This window comes from Mycobacterium sp. 1482292.6 (assembly GCF_001672995.1).
GTDB classification, from domain to species: Bacteria; Actinomycetota; Actinomycetes; order Mycobacteriales; family Mycobacteriaceae; genus Mycobacterium; species Mycobacterium europaeum_A.
Map to the genome: position 1 here is coordinate 46,190 of NZ_LZKV01000102.1, position 24,698 is coordinate 70,887.

The 24,698-nt window shown below is 68.8% G+C and carries 20 protein-coding genes; 7 read left to right on the top strand and 13 right to left on the bottom strand.

Translation table 11 applies throughout. From position 1 onward, the window contains the following. Positions 1–15: 15 nt before the first annotated feature. From A5624_RS11080 to A5624_RS11100, 5 genes are all read right to left on the bottom strand, one after another. Positions 16–339, bottom strand: a complete 324-nt coding sequence (locus A5624_RS11080) for a Rieske 2Fe-2S domain-containing protein (protein WP_066866025.1) — start codon at positions 337–339, stop codon at positions 16–18. Beyond that, entirely contained in the window at positions 336–2,858 is a 2,523-nt protein-coding gene (gene nirB / locus A5624_RS11085; protein ID WP_066866027.1) for a nitrite reductase large subunit NirB, read from the bottom strand. The genes A5624_RS11080 and nirB overlap by 4 nt, the downstream gene beginning before the upstream one ends. A gap of 18 nt (positions 2,859–2,876) precedes the next feature. Next, positions 2,877–3,230 carry a molybdopterin oxidoreductase gene (locus tag A5624_RS28570; protein ID WP_066866029.1) on the bottom strand — a complete coding sequence of 118 codons (354 nt, stop codon included), beginning with the start codon at positions 3,228–3,230 and terminating at the stop codon, positions 2,877–2,879. A 5-nt stretch (positions 3,231–3,235) separates the two neighbouring features. Beyond that, positions 3,236–5,341 (bottom strand): molybdopterin oxidoreductase family protein, encoded by a 2,106-nt coding sequence (locus A5624_RS11095; RefSeq protein WP_066866030.1) that lies wholly within the window; start codon positions 5,339–5,341, stop codon positions 3,236–3,238. Positions 5,342–5,497: 156 nt separating this feature from the next. Next, a complete protein-coding gene (locus tag A5624_RS11100) occupies positions 5,498–6,235 on the bottom strand; it encodes an alpha/beta fold hydrolase (RefSeq protein WP_066866059.1) in 738 nt (245 codons plus the stop codon). A 180-nt stretch (positions 6,236–6,415) separates the two neighbouring features. On the opposite strand from A5624_RS11100, the gene A5624_RS11105 reads away from it, so the two are divergent. Beyond that, the gene (locus A5624_RS11105; RefSeq protein ID WP_066866061.1) at positions 6,416–7,315 is read left to right on the top strand and encodes an alpha/beta hydrolase; all 900 of its coding nucleotides are present in this window, start codon (positions 6,416–6,418) and stop codon (positions 7,313–7,315) included. Between the two features lie 7 nt (positions 7,316–7,322). Here the strand turns inward: A5624_RS11105 and A5624_RS11110 are convergent, their stop codons facing one another. The 3 genes from A5624_RS11110 to A5624_RS11120 are packed head-to-tail and all read right to left on the bottom strand — an operon-like array spanning position 7,323 to position 10,859. Further along, the gene (locus tag A5624_RS11110; RefSeq protein ID WP_066866032.1) at positions 7,323–8,636 is read right to left on the bottom strand and encodes an amidohydrolase family protein; all 1,314 of its coding nucleotides are present in this window, start codon (positions 8,634–8,636) and stop codon (positions 7,323–7,325) included. After that, positions 8,630–9,811 (bottom strand): CoA transferase, encoded by a 1,182-nt coding sequence (locus A5624_RS11115; RefSeq protein ID WP_066866034.1) that lies wholly within the window; start codon positions 9,809–9,811, stop codon positions 8,630–8,632. Before A5624_RS11115 ends, A5624_RS11110 begins: the two co-directional genes overlap by 7 nt. Before the next feature lie 31 nt (positions 9,812–9,842). Further along, on the bottom strand, positions 9,843–10,859 hold the full coding sequence (locus tag A5624_RS11120) for a MaoC family dehydratase (RefSeq protein WP_066866037.1): 1,017 nt from the start codon (positions 10,857–10,859) through the stop codon (positions 9,843–9,845). 133 nt (positions 10,860–10,992) lie between these two features. Here A5624_RS11120 and A5624_RS11125 point away from each other — a divergent pair, with 133 nt between their 5' ends. Both A5624_RS11125 and A5624_RS11130 read left to right on the top strand, forming a co-directional pair. After that, the gene (locus A5624_RS11125; protein ID WP_066866039.1) at positions 10,993–12,147 is read left to right on the top strand and encodes an acyl-CoA dehydrogenase family protein; all 1,155 of its coding nucleotides are present in this window, start codon (positions 10,993–10,995) and stop codon (positions 12,145–12,147) included. 129 nt (positions 12,148–12,276) lie between these two features. After that, the gene (locus A5624_RS11130) at positions 12,277–12,720 is read left to right on the top strand and encodes a CD225/dispanin family protein (RefSeq protein ID WP_066866041.1); all 444 of its coding nucleotides are present in this window, start codon (positions 12,277–12,279) and stop codon (positions 12,718–12,720) included. Here A5624_RS11130 and A5624_RS11135 read toward each other — a convergent pair. Together A5624_RS11135 and fadD4 are read right to left on the bottom strand one after the other, a co-directional pair. Then, on the bottom strand, positions 12,705–13,658 hold the full coding sequence (locus A5624_RS11135) for an enoyl-CoA hydratase/isomerase family protein (RefSeq protein ID WP_066866043.1): 954 nt from the start codon (positions 13,656–13,658) through the stop codon (positions 12,705–12,707). The genes A5624_RS11130 and A5624_RS11135 overlap by 16 nt on opposite strands. Positions 13,659–13,661: 3 nt before the next feature. Next, on the bottom strand, positions 13,662–15,179 hold the full coding sequence (fadD4, locus tag A5624_RS11140; protein WP_066866045.1) for a fatty-acid--CoA ligase FadD4: 1,518 nt from the start codon (positions 15,177–15,179) through the stop codon (positions 13,662–13,664). 252 nt (positions 15,180–15,431) lie between these two features. Between fadD4 and A5624_RS11145 the strand changes: the two genes are divergently transcribed. Continuing rightward, a complete protein-coding gene (locus tag A5624_RS11145; RefSeq protein WP_066866047.1) occupies positions 15,432–16,538 on the top strand; it encodes a sensor domain-containing diguanylate cyclase in 1,107 nt (368 codons plus the stop codon). 26 nt (positions 16,539–16,564) lie between these two features. Here A5624_RS11145 and A5624_RS11150 read toward each other — a convergent pair whose 3' ends face one another. The 3 genes from A5624_RS11150 to A5624_RS11160 form a co-directional block, all read right to left on the bottom strand. Further along, entirely contained in the window at positions 16,565–18,391 is a 1,827-nt protein-coding gene (locus A5624_RS11150; protein ID WP_066866049.1) for a phosphoenolpyruvate carboxykinase (GTP), read from the bottom strand. Positions 18,392–18,530: 139 nt separating this feature from the next. After that, positions 18,531–20,096 (bottom strand): hypothetical protein, encoded by a 1,566-nt coding sequence (locus A5624_RS11155; RefSeq protein WP_197518944.1) that lies wholly within the window; start codon positions 20,094–20,096, stop codon positions 18,531–18,533. Further along, entirely contained in the window at positions 20,093–21,190 is a 1,098-nt protein-coding gene (locus A5624_RS11160; RefSeq protein ID WP_066866053.1) for a hypothetical protein, read from the bottom strand. Before A5624_RS11160 ends, A5624_RS11155 begins: the two co-directional genes overlap by 4 nt. A 191-nt stretch (positions 21,191–21,381) precedes the next feature. Between A5624_RS11160 and trmB the strand changes: the two genes are divergently transcribed. The 3 genes from trmB to A5624_RS11175 form a co-directional block, all read left to right on the top strand. Further along, positions 21,382–22,164 carry a tRNA (guanosine(46)-N7)-methyltransferase TrmB gene (trmB, locus tag A5624_RS11165; protein WP_197507928.1) on the top strand — a complete coding sequence of 261 codons (783 nt, stop codon included), beginning with the start codon at positions 21,382–21,384 and terminating at the stop codon, positions 22,162–22,164. A 13-nt stretch (positions 22,165–22,177) separates the two neighbouring features. Then, positions 22,178–22,891, top strand: a complete 714-nt coding sequence (locus A5624_RS11170; protein ID WP_066866063.1) for an NYN domain-containing protein — start codon at positions 22,178–22,180, stop codon at positions 22,889–22,891. A gap of 61 nt (positions 22,892–22,952) precedes the next feature. Beyond that, a partial coding sequence (locus tag A5624_RS11175; protein ID WP_156748977.1) for an MMPL family transporter occupies positions 22,953–24,698 on the top strand: 1,746 nt, incomplete at its 3' end.

Genomic DNA, 24,698 nt, shown 5'->3' on the forward strand with positions numbered 1-24,698 from the left:
GAAATGGTTCAGTGATCAGGCGTGGACTTTCCCATCGACCCGCAGGTGAACCGACCCGTCGTCGGCGTGAACGGGATAGGCGGTGACTGGCGCTCCGCCGTTGGCGACCTCGCATCCCGATGCCAGGTCGTAGGTGAAGCCGTGCAGCGGGCAAATGACGACGTCGGCGTCCATGAGCCCGTCTGCCAGCGGACCGCCGCGATGCGGGCACACGGCGTCAAGCGCACGCAGCGAGCCGTCCCGGCACCGGAACACCGCGATCTGCCGGCCGTCGACGACAAAGGTTCGGCCCTCTCCGACCGGGATCTGATCCACCGGTCCCAGGTTGACATCACTCATCGCACCGGCACCCGGGGCAGCGGGATCAGCGGCAACGACGAGCGAAATTGGCTGGCATTCGCGGCTTCTCGGCCATCGGTCCACGGATCTCGGTACGAGTCGACCGACTTCTGCATGCGGGCATCCAGGTCGGCGGCGATGCCGTCGCTGTCGAAGACCACGATGTTCCGAATCCGGTCGATGCCCACCCGCGGGACGAAGTCGTAGCTGCGCTCCAACCAGTTGGCGTTTTCGCGGTAGTACTGCAGGAACCGCCCGGTCAGCGCAATCACCTCGGCCGGGGTGCCGACGGTGGTCAACAGGTCGCCCTTGCGCACGTGTGCGCCGGCGGCGCCGCCGACGTAGATCTGCCACTGCCCGCCTTCGATTGCGACCACGCCGACGTCCTTACACAGCGCTTCGGCGCAGTTGCGGGGGCACCCGGTCACCGCGAGCTTCATCTTGCCGGGGCTGGGTATGCCTTGGAAGCGCTCCTCGATCGCAATCCCCAGCGCAGTCGAATCACCCAGGCCGTAGCGGCAAAAGTCGCTTCCCACACAGGTTTTGACGGTGCGGAAGCTTTTGCCGTATGCATACCCGGACGGCATGCCGAGGTCAGCCCACACCAGCGGGAGGTCTTCCTTGCGCACGCCCAGCAGATCGATGCGCTGGCCGCCCGTGAGCTTGATCATCGGAATGCGGTACTTGTCGGCGACGTCCGCGATCTTGCGCAGTTGCTCGGCGCTGGTCACCCCGCCCTTGAGTTGGGGCACCACGGAGAACGTTCCGTCCCGCTGAATGTTGCCGTGCACCCGGTCGTTGATGAACCGGCCGTCGCGCTCGTCGACGAATTCGTCGCCCCACATCATGTGCAGCAGCGAGGACAACGCCATTTTGGATCCGGCGTCCTCGCGGCCCTCCGGCGCCAGCGCGGCGAAAACAGATGACACCGAGTGCAGTTCGAGCTCGCGGATCCTGCGCATCAGCTCCGGCTTCTCGTAAGGGATCCCCGGCACGTACCAATTGGCCGCGGCGTCGTGCGAAATCGCGGCGCCGGCTTCCGACGCCGCCCACTCGACGAGCTGCGCGACCAGGCCCTTGCAGGACCCGCATCCTTTGCCGGCGCGGGTCGCCGACATCACCCCCTCGAGTGACGTCTGCCCGTCTCTCACGCACCGCACGATCGCGGACTTGTCGACCCCGTTGCAGTTGCATACTTGAGCGTCGTCGGACAATTCGGCCGCCCCGGTGGCTGGGTCCGGAGCACCGCCGATGTCGAACATCAGCGAGACGCGCTCGGGCGGTAGCGGGAGGCCGCGGTCGAAGGCCTGCATCAGAAACGCCACCTTGCTGACATCGCCGACCAGCGTCGCCCCGACCAATTTGTCGTCACGCACCACAACGGTCTTGTACACACCCCGCCGCGGCTCGGAGTACTGCACGAATTCGTCGTCGTCGCGTTCGGGGCTCTTGATGCCCATTGCCGCCACGTCCACACCGGCAACCTTGAGCTTGGTTGCCGTGCGCGAACCATGGTATGCCGCACGGGGATTGACGCCCGTCAAATGATCGGCAAGCACGGTGGCCTGCTCCCACAGCGGCGCCACCAGGCCGTAGACCTGGCCGCGGTGCTGTGCGCATTCGCCTACCACGTAGATGTCGCCGTCATCGACCGAGCGCAGGTGATCGTCGACGACGATGGCGCGTTCGACGGTCAAACCGGCGCGCACCGCCAACCCGACATTCGGCCGGATGCCTGCCGCCATCACCACCATGTCGCACGGCAGCCGGCTGCCGTCGTCGAACTCGATCGCCGACGGTGACCCGTCTCGAGTGAGCATCCTGGTGGTTCTCTTGCCCGTGTACACCTCGATTCCCAGCGCCTCGACCAGCCGCCGCAGGATGCCGCTCCCTTGATCGTCGAGTTGAGCGTTCATCAACGTCGGACCGCCCTGTACGACGCCCACCTGCAGTCCCCGGTTCTGCAGGCCTCGGGCGGCCTCCAGACCCAAGAGACCGCCACCGATCACGGCCGCCCGGCTTCGCCCGTCGGCGAAGCCGATCATGCCTGCGCAGTCGTCGAGTGTGCGAAAGCCGAAGACGCCGGGGGCGAGAGTCTTGTCGTCCGACCAGATGCCGGCCACCGGCGGGAAGAACGACCTGCTGCCGGTGGCCAGGATCAGCTTGTCGTAGCGCACGGTGCTGCCGTCGTCGGCGTGCACCAGGTGCGCAAAGGGGTCCACGCGCACCACCCGCACTCCCGCTCGCAGGTCAATGTCATTGTCACCGTACCAGTCCAGCGGATTGAGATAGATTTCACGCGCATCGTCGGAGCCGGCCAGCACGTTGGAGAGCAAGATCCGGTTGTAGTTACCGTACGGTTCGTCGCCGAACACGGTGATGGAGAACCGCTCACTGCCGCCGCGCGCGATGATCTCCTCGAGCGCCCGCGCTCCCGCCATGCCGTTACCGACCACCACCAGGGCGGCCCGGGTCGGCGGACGGTGGCCGTTGGTTTCGCATTGAACGAGTGTGGTCATGAATGATCCTCGCGGGGGCTAGATTTCGACCAGGCCGATGTCGACGAACACCGTGCCGCTCAGCCCGTCCGGTGCGGCGAGGAAAACCTCGAGAACGGTGTCGGCGAGCAGGTCTTCGACGACCCGCAGCGGCACGTGTACGGCGGCTTTGGCGCCGATCGGGAAGTAGCGCATCGGGGCGCCGTCGCGCATCACCACGACGGTGATCAGCTCCTCAGTGCTGTTGCCGCCGCGGAAATACACCGGCTGGGCGATCGCGCCCGCCGGCACCAGGTAGCGCATCGACGCGTCGAGCGGCACCGGGGCGTCGTAGCCCTTGCCGTCGAACGCGAAGGCGCCCTGCAGGAATCGGGGCGTGCTGCCGTCACCCATATGTGTCAATCTCCTTCCCTGGAAACGATCGGCCCGGCGTGAATTGCGGACACGGCGACCGCACATACCTTGAACGACGGCATGCGGGACTGCGGGTCGAGCGCCGGATTGGTCAGCCGGTTGATACATCCCGCGCCGCCCCAGTGAAACGGTGCGAAGACGGTGTCGGGCCGAATGCTGTCGTCCAGGCGGGCTCTCATCACGACCTCACCCCGGCGCGTGCTGAGGCGGACCTTGTCGCCGTCAGCGATTCCGATCCGTCGACCCAGTGCGGGATGCAACTCGGCCACCGGTTCGGATTCGTCATCGGAAAGTTTTGCCACGCGCCGGGTTTGGGTCCCGGATTGGTATTGGCGCAACACTCGCCCGGTCGTCAGGTAGTACGGGTAGTCGTCATCGGGCAGTTCGGCGGCGGCGCGTTGTTCGGTCGCGTGGAAGCGGGCCCTGCGGTCGGGCGTGGGGAAGTCCTCGACGAACAGTCGCGGCGTGTCGGGGTACAGCGCTGACGGGCAAGGCCAGAACACCCCGTCGTGGGCCTCGATCCGTTCATAGCTGATTCCTCTGTAGTCGGCCTTACCGCCCTGACTTGCCCGACGCAGTTCCTCGAACACCTCCTGGGGTTCGGCCGAAAAGCCTTGTGCCCCCAGTCGTTTTGCCAGATCGGTCATCACGTCCAGATCGGAGCGCACCTCCCCGGGCGGCGAAACCGCCGCCCGGCGCAGGATCACCCGCCCTTCCAGGTTCGTCATGGTGCCCGACTCCTCAGCCCACTGCGTGGTGGGCAGCACCACGTCGGCCAGCGCGGCGGTCTCGGACAGGAAAATGTCAGACACCACGAGAAAGTCCAGCTCCGCCAGCTTTTCGGCGACGTACGTCGAGTTCGGTGCGGACACCGCGATGTTGGACGCCAGCACCCACAACGCCCGTACGCCACCGGGATTGCCGATGCCGCTGAGCATCTCGTATGCCGACCGGCCCGAGGACGGCAGGTCGGCGGGGTTGATGCCCCATACCTGCGCCACGTGGGCCCGAGCGACAGGATCGTCCAGCTTGCGATAACCAGGTAGCTGGTCGCACTTCTGCCCGTGTTCGCGACCGCCCTGCCCATTGCCCTGTCCCGTGATGGTGGCGAAACCGCTGTATTGACGGCCTGGCAGCCCCAGTGCCAGGGCGAGATTGATGAACGCCTGCGCCGTGTCGGTGCCGGAACTGTGCTGCTCGGCCCCCCGAGCGGTGAGGATCATCGCGCGACCGGCGTTGGCGAGCAGCCGGGCCGCCGCCACGATGTCGTTCTCGGGCACGCCGGTGATGCGCTCCACCCGGTCCGGCCAGTACAGGCGCACGGCGCGGCGCACCGCCTCGAATCCCGTGGTGCGTTCGCAGACGTATTTCTCGTCGATAAGACCCTCGCGGGCAACGACATTGAGCATGCCGTTGGCCAGGGCCAAGTCCGTGCCCGGGACCGGTTGCAGGTGCAGGTCGGCACGAGCAGCGGTCAAAGTGCGCCGAGGATCCACCACGATGTGCTTGGCACCCCGTGCCCGTCCCTGTTCGAAGAACTGCATCGCCGGCGGCATCGTCTCGGCGGGATTGCTGCCGACCAGCAGGACCACGTCGGCTCCGGCGATGTCAGCCAGTGGGAACGGCAGTCCCCGGTCGATACCGAACGATCGGTTCGTTGCGGCGGCCGCAGACGACATGCAGAAGCGGCCGTTGTAGTCGATCGCCGAGGTGCACAGCGCCACGCGCGCGAACTTGCCCAGCTGATAAGCCTTCTCGTTGGTCAGGCCGCCACCGCCGAAGCAGCCCGCGGCGTCCGGCCCGTGCCGGCGCTGAGCGTCTTGGAATGCCGCGACGACTTTTTCGAGTGCCTCGTTCCAGGTGGCGGGGCGCAGCGGTGAGCCGCGTCCGTCGCGAACCAGTGGGCGCGTCAGACGTTCCGGATGGCCCAGCAGGTCAGCGGCCGTCCAGCCTTTGGCGCACAACCCGCCACGATTGGTCGGAAAGTCGTTTTGTGGCGCGAGCGCCACCTGACCCCCCGAGGTGTCCAGGGTGATCCCGCACTGCAGGGAGCAGTAAGGGCAGTGTGTTTTCGTCGGCGCCGACGCCATCGGCGATCACCGCTTCGCTGTGGGGGCGCCACGGATCCGGCCGGCCCCGCAATGTAGACCTTTCATGTCGCCTCCCGATCGGCCCTTCGCTGCCGAAGCTACGTGGGGCGTGTTTCGGAGGTATTTCGGTTGATTGTCCGGGCGACTACCGCTGCCTCACCGTCGGTGTCCGAACAAGAATGCGTCCAGCAGCTCGTTGACCCGCGCGGGCTCTTCGAGCGCCGCCAGGTGCGCGACCCGGTCGAGCACGGCGAAGGACGCGCCGGGGATCGAGTCGGCCATGGCGCGGGTTTCTGCCACCGGGAAGGTGGCGTCTTCCGCGCCGGCGACCACCAGCACCGGGGCGGTGACCCCGGCCAGCAGGGCGTGCTGGTCGGGCCGGGCGGACACCACGCTGCGCACCGCCCAGCGCACCGAATCGGTGTTCACCGACTGCACGGCTGCCTGCACGGTCGCCACCACGTCCGGGCGGGTGCGCAGCGTCGTCGGGCCCAAGAAGGCGCGGACGGCCGAGCGGGTCAGCGGCGGCCGGATGCCGCCCAGCAACCTCGCCAACCGGAGCATGGCGGCGTACTGAATCTTTTGCGCGACAGGGGCTTTAGAGGCCGTGCAATTCATCAGCACCGCGCGGTCGAGGCGGTCGGGGTAGCGGGCGGCGAAGGTGCCGCCGATCATGCCGCCCCATGAGTTGCCGACGAAGTGGGCCCTGTCGAGGTCGAGCCCGTCCAGCAACTCGACGACGCAGCGGGCGCAATCGGTGAAGTCGAACATCGCGCGCAGCGGCGCACTGCCGCCGTGGCCGGGCGGATCGATGAGCACCAGCCGATGGCTGTCGCCGAAGCGCGCGGCCTGGCCGGCCCACAGGTCGCCCGTCATCAACAGGCTGGGCCACATCAGGACCGCGGGCCCGGTGCCCGCGCTGACCTGGACGTGCAGCGTTCCGAGAACCGTGTCGACGAACCGCGAAGCCAGCCGGGGGTTATTGGCGGTCACGCTGCCTCCTGACGTCCAATCGTGCGCGGCAGATGCCACACAGCCGTCCTGATGATTTTCCGCGTCGGTGATACTGATGCGGTGACGAACAACGATGTTCATCCTGACCTGCAACGATTTGTCCGCATCGCCCCACGCCGGCTCGTGGGTCCCCGGACCCTGCCGCTCATGCGGGCGGGGATCGCGTGGCGGGGACGCCTCGGCAAGCCCGTGGCCGGGGTCGAGGTGGTCACCCTGGATTCGGGGGCCGGCGTTCGGCTGTTCCGGCCCGCCGGGGTCACCGAAACCACGCCCGCGCTGTTGTGGATCCACGGCGGCGGATACGTGATCGGCACCGCCCAGCAGGATGACCAGCTCTGCAGCGGCTTCAGCAGGCGGCTGGGCATCACCGTCGCATCGGTGGAATACCGCCTGGCGCCCGAACATCCGTATCCCACGCCGCTGGAAGACTGCTATTCGGCGCTGACCTGGCTGGCCGGGCTGCCCTCGGTGGACCGCTACCGCATCGCCATCGGCGGCGCCAGCGCCGGCGGCGGCCTCGCGGCGGCCCTGGCCCTGCTGGCCCGCGACCGTTCCGAGCTCAGCCCGGCATTTCAGCTGCTGACCTATCCCATGCTCGACGACCGCAGCTCGGCCACCGCACCCCGGGCGCACTACCGGCTGTGGGACAACCGCAGCAACAAGTTCGGCTGGGCGGCCTATCTCGGCAACGCCGACCCCGCGGTGGCCGTCCCCGGCCGCCGCGACGACCTCAGCGGATTGCCGCCGGCCTGGATCGGGGTGGGCACGCACGACCTGTTCCACGACGAAGACCTCGCCTACGCCGAGCGCCTGACCGCCGCGGGGGTGCCGTGCCAGGTCGAAACCATTCCGGGCGCCTTCCACGGCTTCGACCTGGTGTTGCCGAAAGCCCAAGTGTCGCGGCGGTTTTTCGACAGCCAATGCAACAGTCTGCGCGCCGCGCTCAGCCCGGCCACCTGACAGCACCTCACATCGCGAAGTAGATCAGCTCACCGCCGATGACGGTCGCCGCCACCAGGCCGGCGTCCAGGGCGGCCAGCGCCGTCTGCGGCGGTTCGTTGAGCACGCACAGGTCGCCCGGCTGCCCGATGTCCACGGTGCGCGGCCGGCCCGGCTGATCGGCCCGGCCCAGGAACATCGTCAAAGCCTCTCGCGCCGAGACGCATTCGCGCGGGCCCAGGACGGCGCCCTGAACCGTGGTGCGGTGCACCGCGGCGCGCATCGCCGTCCAGGGATCGCCGTGGCCGAACGGCATGTCGGTGGACAGCGCGACCGGCACCCGCGCCTTGCGCAGGGATGCGACGCGCCATAGCTGATCGTGTTCGGCGGCGGGGACCTCGGCGAGGTATTGGTCGCCACGCTCGGCGACGAAGTTGGGCTGCGTCACCACCGTGACCCCGAGCTCGGCGAGGTCGGCCAGATTGTCGTCGGGCACCACCGCGGCGTGTTCGATGCGGTCCCGCGGGTGGCCGCCCGCCTCGCGCAGGGCCGCGATGGTCACCACCAGCTGGGCGGCGGTCACGCAGTGCACGGCGACGGGCCGACCGCTATCGTGCTGGTGCGTAACCCATTCCGTGAGCGCCTCGAGGTCCAGGCTGTCGTCGTGCAGGATCTTCTTGCCCGGTGACAGGAAGCTCAGCCGGGGCCGGAACTCGCCTCGCCGGTGCGCCTCCGTCAGCGACGCCATGTCGTCGGCGTCCAGGTCCGGGGTGGCGTCGGTGACGCCGGTGACACCGGTCGCGGTGATCCGGCGGCTCAGTTCGGCCAGATCGGTTTCGCGCCGCTGCAGGGCCAGCGACCAGCCGCGGTCGGCGCTGCGCAGCCGACCGTCGGGATGCTCGGACAGGCCGACCCGGCCCAGCGCTTCGGAATTGAGGATCCACAGCGCCCCGCTGCGGTGCTGGATGCGCACCGGAATGTGGGGAACGATGGCGTCCAGCGCACCCCGATCGAGTTCTCCGGCCACCGAATCGTGGTAGCCGACAGCGCGAATCCAGCCGTCGGGGCCCGGTGTGGCGTTGGTCAGCAATTGGGTGAGCTCGGTTTCGGTGCTGACCCCGGGCGGCCCGACGAGAAACGAATCCTGGGCCGAGGCCGCCGAGCGCAGGTGCACGTGGTGGTCGTGCAGGCCGGGCAGGACGGTGCCGCCGCGGGCGTACAGCACGCCCTCCCCCGGGCGCGCCACCAGGCCCTCACCCGGCGGCGCGATCTCTTCGATCAGCGCGCCCACCCGGATGTCCGCTGTCCTCCCGTCCAGCAAGGTGGCCCGCTGAATTAGCATGGTAGGCAACGCCTTTGGTCGACCAGGCGCCGCACCGCCTCGTTGTCGGCGCCCAGTCCGGACGCCGGCGGTGCGGCCGGTGGGGCCGACGGCGCCGACACGGGTGCGCCCGATGCCGAGGGCCCGGTCGGTAGCGCCGCGTAGGTCGCGGCGACCCCGGCCATGCAGATGCGGATCAACTCGCCGCCGCCGCGGCCCAGGGCTTCGGCCACCGCCAGGGCCGCCTCCAGCCCGGTCAGCGGGTCGGCGATGGCGTCGCCGCAGAATACCGGCCCGTCGGCGCCGGTGCCGACCAGCCCGCCGGCCACCGCGGTGTCGTCGCCGAATCCCGGTCTGTGGCCGTCGTATCCGGTGATTTGCAGCCAGATTCGGCCGGCGCGCGCCGTGACGTCCTCGGGCCCGAGCCCCCGGCGCGCCAGTGTCGCGGGGCGCGAGCCCTCAATGACGATGTCGCTGGCGGCCAGCAGTTCCCGCAGTTCGTCGGCCTGGGTGTCGAAATCGATTCCATAGCAGAGCTTTTGGCCGTTGATCCAGTCGAAAAAGGCCGGGTTCCCGGCCCGGGTGCCGTCGGGACGTCGCGGGCTTTCGACCTTGACGACGGTCGCACCGGCACGCGCGAGCAGGCCCGCGCACAAAGGACCCGCCCACATCGAGGACAGGTCGGCCACCAGCAGCCCCTGCGGGCCGCGCGGCGCCAACCGCGATCCCTGGACGCGGATCCGCGGCGGCGCGGGCGCCGCCTCGCCCAGGCCCGCCACCGGAATGTCGAGCAGCCCCGCGCGTTCGACGATCTCGGCCACCCGGTGGGTGCCCGCCCAGCGCTGCAACACCGGCCACGGGTCGGCGGGCATGTCGTCGGCCTGCAGCAGCGCCGGGACGGCGTCGAGGTCGTCGGCGCGCGACAGAGTCAGCGCGCACCAGCCATCCCGGGCGGCGAGCAGCCGCGTGGCGCCGCCCGGTGACACCCGCCCGGCGCGGCTCAAGCCCAGCAACGCCGCCCGCCCCGTCAGCACGCTCGGCGCATCGACACCGACGCCCAGCCTGTCGCCGATGGCCGCCGCGATCTCGTCGGCGCGGGTCAGCAGGTTGGCGCGGGAGAAGTCGGCGGGACCGTCGGGCAGGCCGGTCAAATAGGCCAGCCCGCTACTTCCCCATTTGGTGGCGGCCGAGCTCACGTCCCCATTGTGCGCGTGGCGCACGTCGGCCTCAGAACTGCAGCGCGTGAAACCGCCAGTCCAGCACCGGACGGTCCGGCTCGGCCGCGGTGTCGCTGACCGCATAGACCAGCGAACGCAGTCCCAGCACGCCCCCGTGCCCGGTGGGCTCGGCCGATTCGACGTGCAGTTCGCTGTAGAGGGTGTCGCCCTCGTGCACCGGCCCGGTGTGATCGCAGGATTGCCAGTTCAACACCGTCACCAGATTGGGCAGTAACCTGCCGGCCTGCGCCAAGGCCAGCCCGATGGTATGCCCGCCGTACACCAGCCGACGCCCACTGACTCGCGAATCATGGTGTGTGGCAGCGATATTCAAGGTCAGCCGGGCGAGCTCGGGTGCACTGCTCACCACGTCGGCGGTGCTGTGTAGCACCGAACCCGCCAGGCCGGCGTCGAAGTGCGGACCGGGCACCTTGTTGCGGAACACCTCGCCGTCCCATTGCGCGGTCGGATCGTGGGCCGGGCCGGGCACGTCGGCGCCGATGCCGGACAGATCGTCGTGCGGCCCGTCCTCGGGCTGCCAATCCGGGCCGGCGGGCAGCATGCCGCAGCGGTAGAAGTCGAGCACCAATTGATCGGCCTGGTCGATGGTGATCATCCGCAGCGCCGCCAGCCCCGTCGGCGCCCGCCCCGGCTTGGGCGAATTCGCCCGCAGCCCAACCACTTCGGTGCGGGTGTAGAGGGAATCACCGATCACCGGGAAACGGTGAAACACCAGGCCCCGATAGAACAGGTTGGCCTTGACCCGCTGGGTCACCAGCGTCGACTGCCCGATCGCCACGTCGCACACCAGCCCCGGATGGGCCAGCGGCGCCGGCAGGCCCGTCACCGCCGCACACAGGTCGGCGTCCAGCGCCAACCGCAGCCGGTCGCCGACGATCGCCTGATGGGCCCCCGCCAACCCGGACGACAGCGTCATCGACGGCGCCCAGTCGAACACCTGCCCCACCGAGAGGTCGTCGAAGTACGGCCCGCCCTCGCGGATTGCCGCATACCCGTCACTCGTCACAACGCCCCATGCTGGCAGGCTGTGGAATCAAGGGTCAATTCGGATCAAACCCCCAACGTCGACTTGCTGACGTCAATTCGTACGGTTTTGCCCATCAAGTCGACGTTCGGCGCAATCGGTTAGGTGATCACAGGTGAACGACGAAGAAGAGATGCTGGTCGCCACGGTGCGGGCGTTCATCGACCGCGGCGTCAAACCGAGCATCCGCGAGTTCGAGCACGCCAACACCTACCCCGAGGCATGGATCGAGCAGATGAAGCGGATCGGGATCTACGGTCTGGCCGTTCCGGAGGAATACGGCGGGTCGCCGGTCTCCATGCCGTGCTACGTGCGAGTCACCGAGGAATTGGCGCGCGGCTGGATGAGCCTGGCCGGTGCGATGGGCGGCCACACCGTGGTGGCCAAGCTGCTGACTCTGTTCGGCACCGAGGAGCAGAAGCGGAGCTACCTGCCGCGGATGGCCAGTGGCGAGGTGCGCGCCACTATGGCGCTGACCGAACCCGGCGGCGGTTCGGATCTGCAGAACATGACCACCACCGCGCTTCCCGCGGCTCCCGGCGACGCCGATCACCTGGTGATCAACGGATCCAAGACCTGGATCAGCAACGCGCGCCGTTCCGGGCTGATCGCGCTGCTATGCAAGACCGACCCAGACGCCACGCCCCGCCACAAGGGCATCTCGATCGTGCTCGTCGAGCACGGGCCGGGCCTTACGGTGTCGCGGGACCTGCCGAAGCTGGGTTACAAGGGCGTCGAGTCGTGCGAGCTCTCGTTCGACGACTTCCGGGTGCCCCGCTCGGCGATACTGGGTGACGTTGCCGGCGAAGGCTTTTCACAGATGATGAAGGGGCTCGAGACCGGACGCATCCAGGTGGCCTCCCGCGCCTTGGGCGTCGCCACCGCCGCGCTCGAAGATGCGCTGGCCTACGCCCAGCAGCGCGAGAGCTTCGGCCAACCCATCTGGCAGCACCAGTCGATCGGCAACTACCTGGCCGACATGGCGACCAAACTCACCGCGGCCCGCCAGCTCACCCGGTACGCCGCCGAGCGATACGACAGCGGCGAACGCTGCGACATGGAAGCCGGGATGGCCAAACTGTTCGCCTCCGAGGTCGCCATGGAGATCGCGCTGAACGCGGTGCGAATCCACGGCGGCTACGGCTATTCCACCGAATACGACGTGGAACGCTACTTCCGGGACGCGCCGCTGATGATCGTCGGCGAAGGCACCAACGAGATCCAGCGCAACGTGATCGCCCGCCAGCTGGTGACGCGGGGCGGGATCTGATCCGGCCCGCAAATCTCACGGACCGGAGCAAAGTTTGGGAGTATATTTGCCTGACTTCTCCGGCCGGCAAACCGGAACGGCAGTAAAGCTGTTCGCCAACCGAGGGAACCACAGGGAAAGGCAGCCGCCATGAGTTATCCTCCCGTGCCGCCCGGAGGTTCGCCAGAATGGCCGGGGCAGCGACCGGAATGGCAAGGCCAGCAACCGGAATGGCAGGCTCAGCAGCCGCCCGGGTGGCAGGGCCAGCCTCCGCCGGCCGGATGGCCGGCACCCCAGCCGGGATGGCAGGAGCCCGAGAATTATCTGGTTTGGGCGATCCTGGTCACGGTGCTGTGCTGCCTGCCGTTCGGAATCGTGTCCATCGTCCACTCCACTAAGGTGTCCGGGCTGTGGGCCCAGGGCCGCTACGCCGAGGCCCAGGAGGCGTCCAACAACGCCAAGAAGTGGGCCATCATCGGCGCGGTCGTGGGTGCCGTCGCGGCGGTGATCGGTGTGGTGCTGTGGTTCGCCATGTTCGCGGCGATCGTGTCGTCCATCCCGTCCACGACCACCACCACCTATTCGAGTTTCTGAACCTCGTCAACCAACCCCCATTCCAGCGCGGTCGGCACGCCGACGGTGCGCCCGGACAACACGAGATACGCTGTGCGCCAACGGCCTATCCGCCGTGTGACGCTTACTGTGCCGCCGGCGCCGGGAAGCAGTCCCAGCGCCAATTCGGGTAGCCCGAACACCGCGTCGTCGCGGGCGGTGACCCACCCGCAGAACGCCGCCATCTCCAGTCCGCTGCCCATCACCCGGCCGTGCACCTCGGCCCGGCACGCCCGGCCGAGCCTGGCCGCCAGCGCGTCGAGCGCCAGGGCCGGGCTGTAGCGGGTACGGGCCAGGTGCGCACTCGCCGGGTCGGAGAACGTGCCGAACTCGGCGAGGTCGCCGCCGCTGCAGAACGACGGGCCGTTGCCGCTCAACACGACGCCGGTGACCGACGGATCCAGCTGCGCGACGGCCAGGGCCTCCAACAGCGCCGCGCGCGCATCGGTGGAGAACGCGTTGTGCCGCTGGGGCCGGTTGAACGCGATGCGCACGACGTTGCCGTCGCGCGTCACCCGCACCGGGTCGGCGATCTCGGGGACGCATGCCGGGCCCCGCTCACTCAGCCACCGCGCGAACTCCGGGCCGGCCTGCAGGGTCGAGTACGCCAACGACTCGGTCGTCACTCCGGACAGCGTCGGGCCCAGTGGGTCCACCGCGCGCAGGACGTCGTCACAGACCCCACTGGCGTGCGGCCACCGATCGCAGCGTGCCGTCAGTTCGTCCACCGTCGCCGACAGCGAGTCGACGGTGACCACCCGCCGGTCGGCGCAGGGATCTTCGGTCAGCGTGAAAGTTGCCGCCGCAAGCCAGGATTCGGCCGCATCGATGTCAGCGGCCGAGCCGACGGCGACGATCACCCCGGGCGGCGACCCCGGGCCGTCGTGCGACGCACTCGACAGGTCGACCACCCGGAGCATGACTCACACCGAGTACTTCTCGATCAGCCCATTCTTGTAGAGCTTGCCGGTGTCGGTGCGCGGCAGCTGCGCTTCGAAGGCGATCGATCGCGGGCATTTGTAGTGCGCCAAGCGGTCTCGCAGCCACGCGGTCAGCTCGTCGGCGAATTCGTCGGTGGCATCGGCCGCGTCGACGGTCTGCACGGCCGCCACCACCCGCTGGCCCATCTCGTCGTCGGGCACCCCGAACACCGCGGCGTCCAACACCTTCGGGTGGGTGACCAGAAGGTTCTCGGCTTCCTGCGGGTAGATGTTCACCCCGCCGGAGATGATCATGTGGTGGCGCCGGTCGGTCAGGTACAGGTAGCCCTCGTCGTCCAGGTAGCCGATGTCCCCGACGGTGGCCCAGCCGTGCTTGTCGCGCGATGAGGCGGTTTTGGTTGGGTCGTTGAGGTATTCGAACGAGTACCCACCCTCGAAGTAGATCTCGCCGGCCTGTCCTGGCGGCAGCTCGTTGCCGTGCTCGTCGAGAATGTGCACGGCGCCGCCCATGGGTTTGCCGACCGAGCCCGGATGGGCCAGCCAGTCTTCGGCGGTGATCAGCGTCGATCCGTGCGCCTCGGAGGACGCGTAGTACTCGTCGATGATCGGCCCCCACCAGTCGATCATCTGCTTCTTGATCTCCACCGGGCACGGGGCCGCCGCGTGCATCACCCGCTGCAGGCTGGACAGGTCGTACGAATGACGCACCTGCTCAGGCAGTTTCAGCATGCGGGTGAACATCGCCGGCACGAATTGGCCGTGCGTGACCCGGTGGCGCGCGATGACGTCCAGGCAGCCTTCGGCGTCGAACTTCTCCATGACGACCGTGGTGATGCCGCCGGCCTGCGCGCTCATCGACCACACCGACGGCGCCGTGTGGTACAGCGGCGCCGGGCTGAGGTACACCGAATCGGGCGTCATCCAGAAACTGACCAGCGCCGACATCATGCCGGGCGCCTCGGCCGGTGGCACGTGCGGCAATTCGCGTTTGATGCCCTTGGGCCGGCCGGTGGTGCCCGACGAGTACTGCAGCAGGTCGCCCTCGATCTCGTCGGCGATCGGGGTATCGGGCAGTCCGGCAACGCATTCCGGGTAGCGCTCCCAATTCGGCAGGTCGCCATCGGCGATCAGCAGCAGCTCGGGCAGTCCGCCGGGGAGGTGCTCGGCCAGGCCGGCAAGCGTGTCGCGCAGCGCCGCCGAGCCGATGATGGCTTTGGCGCTGCTGTTGTCGATGATGTAGGCCGCCTCTGCCGCGGTCAGGTGGGTGTTGATCGGCACGTAGTACAAACCGCTGCGACGAGCCGCCCACATCACCGCGTGGATGTGCTCGTTGTTCTCCATCAGGATGGCGACCGTGTCGCCCTCGCGCAGGCCCGCCTGGCGGAACCGGTGCGCCAGGCGATTGGCTCGCGCTTCGAGGTCGTCGAAGGTGATGACCGTCCCGGACGGGTACAGGATGACAGCAGGTTTGTCGGCGCCGATATACGGGCGGATCTGCATGCGCAGACTGTACCGCCGCCAAACTTGACGGGTGTTAAGTGGTCGGCGGCCGCGGCGCCACCCCCGCTCCAGCAAAGCGATTCGCGGCGCCGGCCGACGCCCTCGCGGCGCCGTCGCGATGCGCGCGTCCGGTCATTTTGGGCGCCGGCCGCCGCCCGCGGGAAAGTCGCCGCCGATAACGCAGTTAAGTACAATGCCGTTGGCCGTGGAAGTTAGCCTTGGCGGGTACGCCACTTCGCACCGGAGGTGCGCATGACCGCCGAGCAGGCATCCGAGCCCGCGGCATGCGCCGCTGCCCCGCCGGCCCCCGCGGTCGCGCCGTCCGACTACGTCGACGGCATGGAGCGCCTGGTGCATGCGGTTCAGGAGCTCTCGCTGGCGCGCACCCTGCCCGACATCCAGCGGATCGTGCGCACCCGGGCCCGGGAGCTCACCGGGTGTGACGGAGCCACGTTCGTGCTGCGGGACGACGACCGGTGCTACTACGCCGACGAGGATGCGATCGCCCCGCTGTGGAAGGGCAGCCGCTTACCGATCAGGTCCTGCATCAGCGGGTGGGCGATGCTCAACCGCGACGCGGCGGTCATCCCGGACATCTACCACGACTCGCGCATCCCGCACACCTTGTACCGCCCCACCTTCGTCAAGAGCCTGGTGATGGTGCCGATCCGCAAGCTCGATCCGATCGGCGCGATCGGAAATTACTGGGCCGCCCCGCATCAGCCGTCCGAACACGAGGTGCACCTGCTGCAGGCCCTGGCCGACTCGACCTCGATCGCCTTGGAGAACGTCCAGCTGTACTCCGAACTGGAACAGCGGGTGCGCGATCGCACCGCCGCGCTGGAGCGCGCCAACGAGGAGATCCGCCGGCTGTCGGTGACCGACGAGCTGACCGGGCTGAACAATCGTCGCGGCTTCTACCTGCTGGCCGAGCAGAAACTCCGTGGGGCCCACCACCTCGGCCACAACTGCGTGCTCGCCTTCCTCGACGTCGACGGCCTCAAGAAGGTCAACGACGAGCAGGGCCACGAGGTGGGCGACAAACTGCTCAGGGACGTCGCCCATGTGCTGCGGACGATTCGCCGCGAGTCCGACATCCTGGCCCGCATCGGGGGCGACGAATTCTGCGTGATGGTCACCGAGAACGGCGACGGCACAACGTCACTCGAGGAGCGACTCGCCGCAGCGTTCGGGAACTTCAACAAGACCGGGGATCGGCCCTACCGGGTGTCGGCCAGCATCGGGCTGGTGCGCGCACCGGTCTCCGACACCGCCGGCGTGGACGAACTACTGGCCCGCGCCGACGAGCTGATGTACGCGGAAAAGAAGGCCAGCCCCGATTCGCGTTTGGCGGGCTGATCGGTCAGCCCGCGCCCGAGGGTGGGTCAGCCCGCTTCGGACAGCCGCTGCTTGAGGGCCTCGAACTCGTCGCGGACGCCGGTGGGCAGCTTGTCGCCGACGAACTCGAACCACTCCTCGATCAGGGGCAGTTCCTCGCGCCATTCGGCCGGGTCGACCGCCAGCGCCTTGGCCACGTCGCCGCCCTCGACGTCCAGGCCGTCGAGGTCCAGATCGTCGGCCGTCGGCACGATGCCGATCGGGGTGTCCTGGCCGCCGGCCTGATGCTCGATGCGGTCCACGATCCACTTGAGCACCCGGCTGTTCTCGCCGAAGCCTGGCCACAGGAAGCCGCCGTCGGAGTCGCGGCGGAACCAGTTGACGAAGAACACCTTGGGCAGCTTGGACTCGTCGGAGTTCTTGCCCAGGTCGATCCAGTGCTGGAAGTAGTCACCGACGTGGTAGCCCAGGAACGGCAGCATGGCCATCGGGTCGCGGCGCACGGTGCCGACCTTGCCCTCGGCGGCGGCGGTCTGCTCGCTGCCCATGGTGGCCCCCATGAACACGCCGTGCTGCCAGTCGCGGGCCTGGGTCACCAGCGGGACCGTGGTCTTGCGGCGGGCGCCGAACAGGATGCCGGAGATCGGCACGCCCTGCGGGTCGTCCCACTCGGGCGCCAGGATGGGGCACTGCGACATCGGGGTGCAGTAGCGCGAGTTGGGGTGGGCGGCCTTCTCGCCGGAATCCGGCGTCCAGTCGCGGCCCTTCCAGTCGATCAGGTGCTGCGGCTCACCCTCCAGGCCCTCCCACCAGACGTCGTTGTCGTCGGTGAGCGCCACGTTGGTGAAGACGGTGTTGCCGCCCTCGATGGTGCGCATGGCGTTGGGGTTGGACTTCCAGTTCGTGCCCGGCGCGACGCCGAAGAAACCGAACTCGGGGTTGACCGCGTACAGGCGGCCGTCCTTGCCGAACCGCATCCAGGCGATGTCGTCGCCGAGCGTCTCGGCGCGCCAGCCTGGAATGGTCGGCTGCAGCATCGCCAGGTTGGTCTTACCGCACGCCGACGGGAACGCCGCGGCGAAGTAGTAAGCCTTGTTCTCCGGGGAGATGAGCTTGAGGATCAGCATGTGCTCGGCGAGCCAGCCCTCGTCGTGGGCCATCGCCGAGGCGATGCGCAGCGAGTAGCACTTCTTGCCCAGCAGGGCGTTGCCGCCGTAACCCGAGCCGTAGCTCCAGATCTCCCGGGTCTCCGGGAAGTGGGTGATGTACTTGGTGTCGTTGCACGGCCACGGCACGTCCTTCTGCCCCGGCTCCAGCGGTGCGCCCACCGAGTGCAGCGCCTTGACGAAGAACCCGTCGTCGCCGATCTTCTCCAGCGCGGCCTTGCCCATCCGGGTCATCACCTTCATCGAGATGACGACGTACTCCGAGTCGGTGATCTCCACACCCAGCTTCGGGTCGTCGGCGCCCAGCGGGCCCATGCAGAACGGCACCACCCACATGGTCCGGCCGCGCATGCAGCCCCGGTACAGCTCGGTCATCGTGGACCGCATCTCCGACGGGTCCATCCAATTGTTGGTCGGCCCGGCGTCGATCTCACGCTTGGAACAGATGTAGGTCCGCGACTCCACCCGCGCCACGTCGGACGGGTCGGACAGCGCCAGGTAGGAGTTGGGGTGCTTCTTCTCGTTTAGCTTCTTCAGCGTGCCCGCCTCGACCAGCTGGGCGGCCAGCCGGTGGAACTCCTCGTCGGAGCCGTCAGCGAAAACCACCCGGTCGGGCTGGGTGAGCTCGGCGACCTCCTGCACCCATGACAGCAGGCCCTGGTGATTCGTGGGTGCTGTGTCCAAACCGGGAATGGTCGCTGAGGTCATCGAACTCTCCTGGATCTTCTGCGTATCGGGCTCGTGCTGCTCGCTATGCTCTCGCCCACACAATTAAGGAATTGGTGGCGTTAACTACAGGTTATCGTGAGGACCTTGTCGGGTGAGTCTCGGGCAGGTATAAGCCTTCTCACAACAACGATTCAGAAGGTCCCGACGAATCGCCATCTTCGCTCCTCGAAACGGGTTTTTCGGTGTCGTCAGCGCCACCCTCTTCGGCGTGACTTTCGTCCTCTCGTATACCCGGTTCTCCCAGTTCTGCACGCACCGCCGCCAGCGCGGCCGTCACCGCCGGCATCTCCCGATCCCGCGCCGCCGCGGCCCGCGCAGCGGCCAGGGCGTGCTCGCGCAGTTCGGCCTCGATGACCCCGACGGCGGCCGACACCTGAGCGTTCTCGGCCTCGTCCTGGGCCAGCAGCCCTTTGCTCAGCACCGACTCGGCGACCAGCACGCGGGTGGCGACCAGCTCCTCGACGACCGACTGCAGCGCGGCCGTCACGTCACCCGTCCAGCGGTCCAGCAGCGACCGGTCATGCAGCAACGCCCGGATGTTGATCACCATGTAGGTGAGCGCCAGCGAGATCGCCACGCACGCCAGGGCCGCGACGACGGCCAGCGCCGGGTTCAGCCGCGAGGCCACGCCGCTCATCAGCCGGCTCAAGGTCAGCGCCACCCCGAGTCCGAACCCGACGCCCAGCACCACCATCAGCCAGGTTTCCTGCCGGCGCGATTTCAGCGGTGGCGGCGCCGCATCGACCTTGGGCAGCTGCTCGAGCGGCGGCAGTTCCATCGGCACGTGCACCGCCTGCGCCACCTCGGCGAGCTTCAGGTCGGTGTCGTGGCTGACCTCGGCGACCACCTCCTCCAGCGCCTCGTAGGCGTCCGTCTCGAAGCCCGGCATGTTGCGCCGCGACAAACCCGCCGCGTGCTCCTGCAGTTCGGTGCGCACCGACGCGCACCGGTTGCGCGCGGAGTGCGACAGCGCCACCCGGGCCTGCTGGATCTGACCGCGCAGCGTGATGGTGCGCTCGCTTTTGGCCTGGCGCCGCTGTTGCAGGGCGGTGCTGCGCTCTTCGCGCAGCGCCTCGACCCGGGCCCGCCGGCCGGACCCCTCGACCTCGCGGTCGAACCGCCGCGCCATCGTCTCCAGCCGGGATTCCCACGCCCGCAACCTGTTTCGCCGTGCCAGATCGGGGTCGTCGAGCTGCGCCGAGACGGCCGCGACCAGGTCGTCGACGTCTGGGTCGCCCAGGTCGGGCAGGGCCGCCGCGCCCACCCAGGGCGCCCGGGCATAACGCGCCGCATGCGTCCCCAACGCGTCGCAGTTCGCGGCGACGATGTCCCGCCAGTTCAGGTGCACGTCGATCTTGGACACCACCCCGACGATCGCGTCGGTGTGCTCGGTCGCGGCGTCCAGCAGCGTGCAGTCGGACGGTGTCAGGTTTGCCGCCGCGGACACGACGAACACCACCGCGATCGGCACCTCGCCCGGGCCCAGATCCGCCGACTCGACGAACGTGTGCTGCGGGAGCCGCTTGCGCAGCGCATCGGCGACCGCGGTGACCCCGGCCATCCAGGGGCCGGTCACCAGCACGGCGTCGCGGCGCTGAATGGCCGGCGGGTCCAGCCCCGGCCCGGCGGCCGCCACCAGTGCGTCCACCGCGGCGACGGGATCGTCGCTCGCGTCGCCGCTCACCAGGAATCCCCCGGCAACGAGGCGCAGGACTGGGACCACAACCGCAGCGATCCCCGGGCGATGTCCGCGCCGCACGCGCGATGCAATTCGCTGGCCGAGGCGCGGCTGTAGCGCTGCCAGCGCACCGCCCGCGGCAGGTGCGCGGCCGGATCACGACGAGCGCCGCGACCCGGGTGGCCGCCCGGGTCGAGCCCGGCCGCCTCGGCCAGGTCCACGGCGGCCGCCATCCGCGCGACCACGGTGTCGTCGCGGGACAGGAACCCGCTGATGCGCTCGCCCAGCGCGCCGCCCCCGGCGGCCAGCGCCTCGAGTTCGGTGACGGCGTCGCGCACCCGCTGATAGCGCGCCGCGGCGCCCAGCACGCCGATCCTGGCCAGCACGCCGTCGACGCCGCTCATCCGGTGCAGCAGGGTCAGCACCTGGGCCGGGGTCCGGCCCTGCCGGAAGGCGGCGACCGCCAGCGCGGTGCCGAACAGGTCGAGGGTCTCCAGCAGGCGGTGGCGCACGTCGGTCGGCACCGGAACGTCGGCGCCCAAGAATCCGGCGAAGGAGCCCTCGAAGCAGGCGGTGGCGCCGGGGTGGGCGGCGAGCGCCGACAACGCCGTCCACAGGGTGCTGTCCAGGTCGTCGAGCGCGGTGAGCGCAAGCAGCCCGGTCATCGGCTCCATCGGCACGCCGACGCGCGCCGAAAGCTCGGTGCACCTCGCGCGCGCCGCCGCGACGGGCCCGTCACCCCGGCCGGACAGCGAGCCCGCCAGATCGGCCTTGTTCAGCACCGCCAGCACCGGGCGACCGGCCGCTGCGGCCTGGCCGATCGCCTGGGTGTCCTCGGGCTTGACCACCTCCGCGAGCACGCGGACCAGCACGTCCGCCTCGCCATCGGTCTCGGGGTCCACCACCGCGATGCCCGCCGCGCGTCCCGCGCCGTCCAGCGCGCGGCGCACGGTGCGGCAGCCGACCCCCCGGCGGCCGCCCACAACCACGCGCAGCGGTGCGGCGGTGCGCTGCACGATCGCCGCCACGCGTGGGTCGACCTGGCCGGCGGCAAACCGCGCCAGCTCGCCGACGAAAGTCTGGTGTCCTTGTCCCCTCATATCCCGCCTGTTCGGTCCGGATGACCAGCGTCCCGGCCGCGTCGAAACTACTGCGTGCTGCGCCGAGGCCGAGCGGTCCCACCGAATGGTGGCACCCGCGTCACGAAGAAGCGAGCCACTGTTAATCAGTTACCAGGTCAAGGCAACTGTTGGGTATCAATCCGGACCAGGGGCGGCTACATCCGAGGTTTATAGGCCACCATGGACAAATGCATGCGCAGCGCGGGGTGGCGATGTCTGCTGACACGCCCTCGGGGGACTCGGACCGCCCCGACCAGCGCTACCTCCCCGCCACGGCGTTCCGGGCCCGGCGAGCGGCCCTGTCCGATGCCCAGCGCCAGACCTGGGAACGCCGGTGGCCCGAGCTCGGCCTGTCGATAGGCGCCGCGGCCGACGAACCCGAAAACCCCGAACCCCCGCTGGATACCCGCGCCTGGTTCGGGCGCCAGGCGCCGGTGGTGCTCGAAATCGGTTGCGGCAGCGGCACATCCACGTTGGCGATGGCCAAGGAGGAGCCCGGCATCGACGTGGTCGCGGTGGAGGTCTACCGGCGTGGGCTGGCGCAGCTGCTGTGCGGGATCGACCGCGACAAGGTGAGCAACATCCGGCTGATCCGCGGCAACGCCGTCGACGTCCTGCAACGCCTCATCGCGCCGGCGTCGCTGACCGGGGTGCGCGTCTTCTTCCCCGACCCGTGGCCGAAGGCGCGGCACCACAAACGCAGGTTCCTACAGCCGGGCACGATTGGCTTGATAGCCGACCGGCTACTCCCTGGTGGTGTCCTGCACGTTGCGACGGACCACGCCGGCTACGCCGAGCACATCGCCGAGGTCGGCGCGGGCGAACCCCGGCTGCGCCCGGCCGATCCCGACGATGCGCTGGCGATCTCGGTCACGCGCCCGACCACCAAGTACGAGACGAAGGCTCAAGAAGCGGGCAGCGCCGTCACCGAGTTCATTTGGCTTAGACGATGAGTAGGCGATGACCATGAGCCTGACCGAAGAGACCGCGGCGGGGGCCGAACCCGTCGCGCCGCCGGCGGTGCTGACCGGCGACGCGTTGGGCGACTTCCCTCCCCCGGGGGGACGCGTGTTGCTGGTGTGGGACGCGCCCAACCTCGACATGGGCCTGGGCTCCATCCTGGGCCGGCGCCCGACGGCTCTGGAGCGCCCGCGGTTCGACGCCCTGGGACGCTGGTTGTTGGCGCGCACGGCCGAGGTCAGCGCCACCCGCCCCGGCGTCGTGGTGGAACCCGAGGCCACCGTCTTCACCAACATCGCGCCGGGCAGCGCCGACGTCGTCCGGCCCTGGGTGGACGCGCTCCGTAACGTGGGGTTCGCGGTGTTCGCCAAGCCGAAGATCGACGAGGACAGCGACGTCGACCGCGACATGCTGGCCCACATCGAACTGCGGCGCACCGAGGGGTTGGCGGCGCTGGTGGTGGCCTCCGCGGACGGTCAGGCTTTTCGCCACCCGCTGGAGGACATCGCCCGAACCGGGGTCAGCGTCCAGGTGATCGGATTTCGCGAACATGCGAGTTGGGCGCTAGCGTCGGATACCTTGGACTTCGTTGATCTGGAGGATATCGCTGGTGTCTTCCGGGAACCGTTGCCGCGGATCGGCCTAGATTCGCTGCCTGACCAGGGAGCGTGGCTGCAGCCGTTCCGGCCGCTGTCCGCGCTGTTGACCGCGCGTGTGTGACACTGGCTTGAAAAACCGAAAGATGCCGCGCGGGTCGTTAACGATCCAGTAAGGAGCTTGCGTGTTCGCCTGGTGGGGTCGAACTGTGTACCGGTATCGGTACATCGTGATCGGGGTCACGGTAGCTCTGTGTCTGCTGGGTGGCGTCTTCGGAATCAGCCTGGGCAAGCATGTTACACAGAGCGGCTTCTACGACGACGGCAGCCAATCGGTGAAGGCGTCGGTGCTGGGCGACCAGACCTACGGCCGCGACCGCACCAGCCACGTGGTGGCCACCTTCACCGCTCCCAACGGAAAAACGGTCGATGACGCGGCGTGGCGGGACAAGCTCGTCGCCGAGCTCAACAAGTTCAAGACCGATCACCCCGACCAGGTCGTCGGGTGGGCCGGCTGGCTTGCGGCGCCCGACAGCACCAACCCGGTGATCAAGGGGATGGTGAGCGAGGACAGGAAGCACACCTTCGTGTCCATCCCGCTGAAGGGTGACGACGACGACAGCATCCTCAACAACTACAAGGCCATCGCCCCGGATCTGCAGAAGCTCAACGGCGGCACCGTGCAACTCGCCGGTCTCGAGCCGATCGCCAACGCCCTGACGGGCACCATCGCCACCGACCAGCGCCGCATGGAGGTCCTTGCGGTGCCGATGGTGGCGGTGGTCCTGTTCCTCGTCTTCGGGGGCGCGGTCGCCGCCGGCCTGCCGGCCATCGTGGGCGGCCTGAGCATCGCCGGCTCGCTGGGCATCCTGCGGCTGGTCGCCGTGTTCGGGCCCGTGCACTATTTCGCCCAGCCGGTGGTGTCCCTGATCGGCCTGGGCATCGCGATCGACTACGGGCTATTCGTGGTGAGCCGGTTCCGGGAGGAGATCGCCGAGGGCTACGACACCGAGGCCGCGGTGCGAAGAACCGTGATGACGGCCGGGCGCACCGTGACCTTCTCCGCGGTGCTGATCATCGCCTCCAGCGCCAGCTTGCTGGTGCTTCCGCAGGGCTTCGTGCACTCGTTGACCTACGCGATCTTCGCCGCGGTGGGTCTCGCCGCCTTGCTGTCGATCACCTTCCTGCCGGCCTGCCTGGGCATCCTCGGCCGCCACGTCGACGCGCTGGGCGTTCGGACCGCGTTCCGGGTGCCGTTCCTGCGGAACTGGAAGTACTCGCGGGCCTATCTGAACTGGCTGGCCGACCGGCTGCAGAAGACCAAGACGCGCGAAGAGGTCGAGGCCGGCTTCTGGGGCAAGCTGGTCAACTGGGTGATGAAAAAGCCGCTGGCGTTCGCCATCCCGATCGCGGTCGGCATGATCCTGCTGGTCATCCCGCTGGGCAACCTGTCGTTCGGCGGGATGAGCGAGAAGTACCTGCCGCCCGACAACCCCGTGCGCCTGGCGCAGGAGCACTTCGACAAGCAGTTCCCCGGCTACCGCACCGAGCAGCTGACCGTGGTGATCCAGAGCGACAACCACAGCAAGGTGACCGACCAGCAGGTCGCCGACATCCGCAACCGGATTTCCTCGATCGGCGGTTTCACCGACAAGACCTGGCAGGAACGGCCGTGTCCGACCATCGCCGGGAACCCCTGCGTCGCCGGCCCGAACGGGACCACGGTGCCCAAGGACGGCTCGGTGCGGGTGATCCAGAACGGCCTGCTCAACAAGAATGACGCCGAAAAGAAGATCGCTGAACTGCGGGCGGTGAACCCGCCGAAGGGCCTGAACCTGTATGTCGGCGGCACGCCGGCACTCGAGCAGGACAGCATCCACAGCCTGTTCGCCAAGGCGCCGCTGATGCTGGTGCTGCTGCTGGGCGCGACG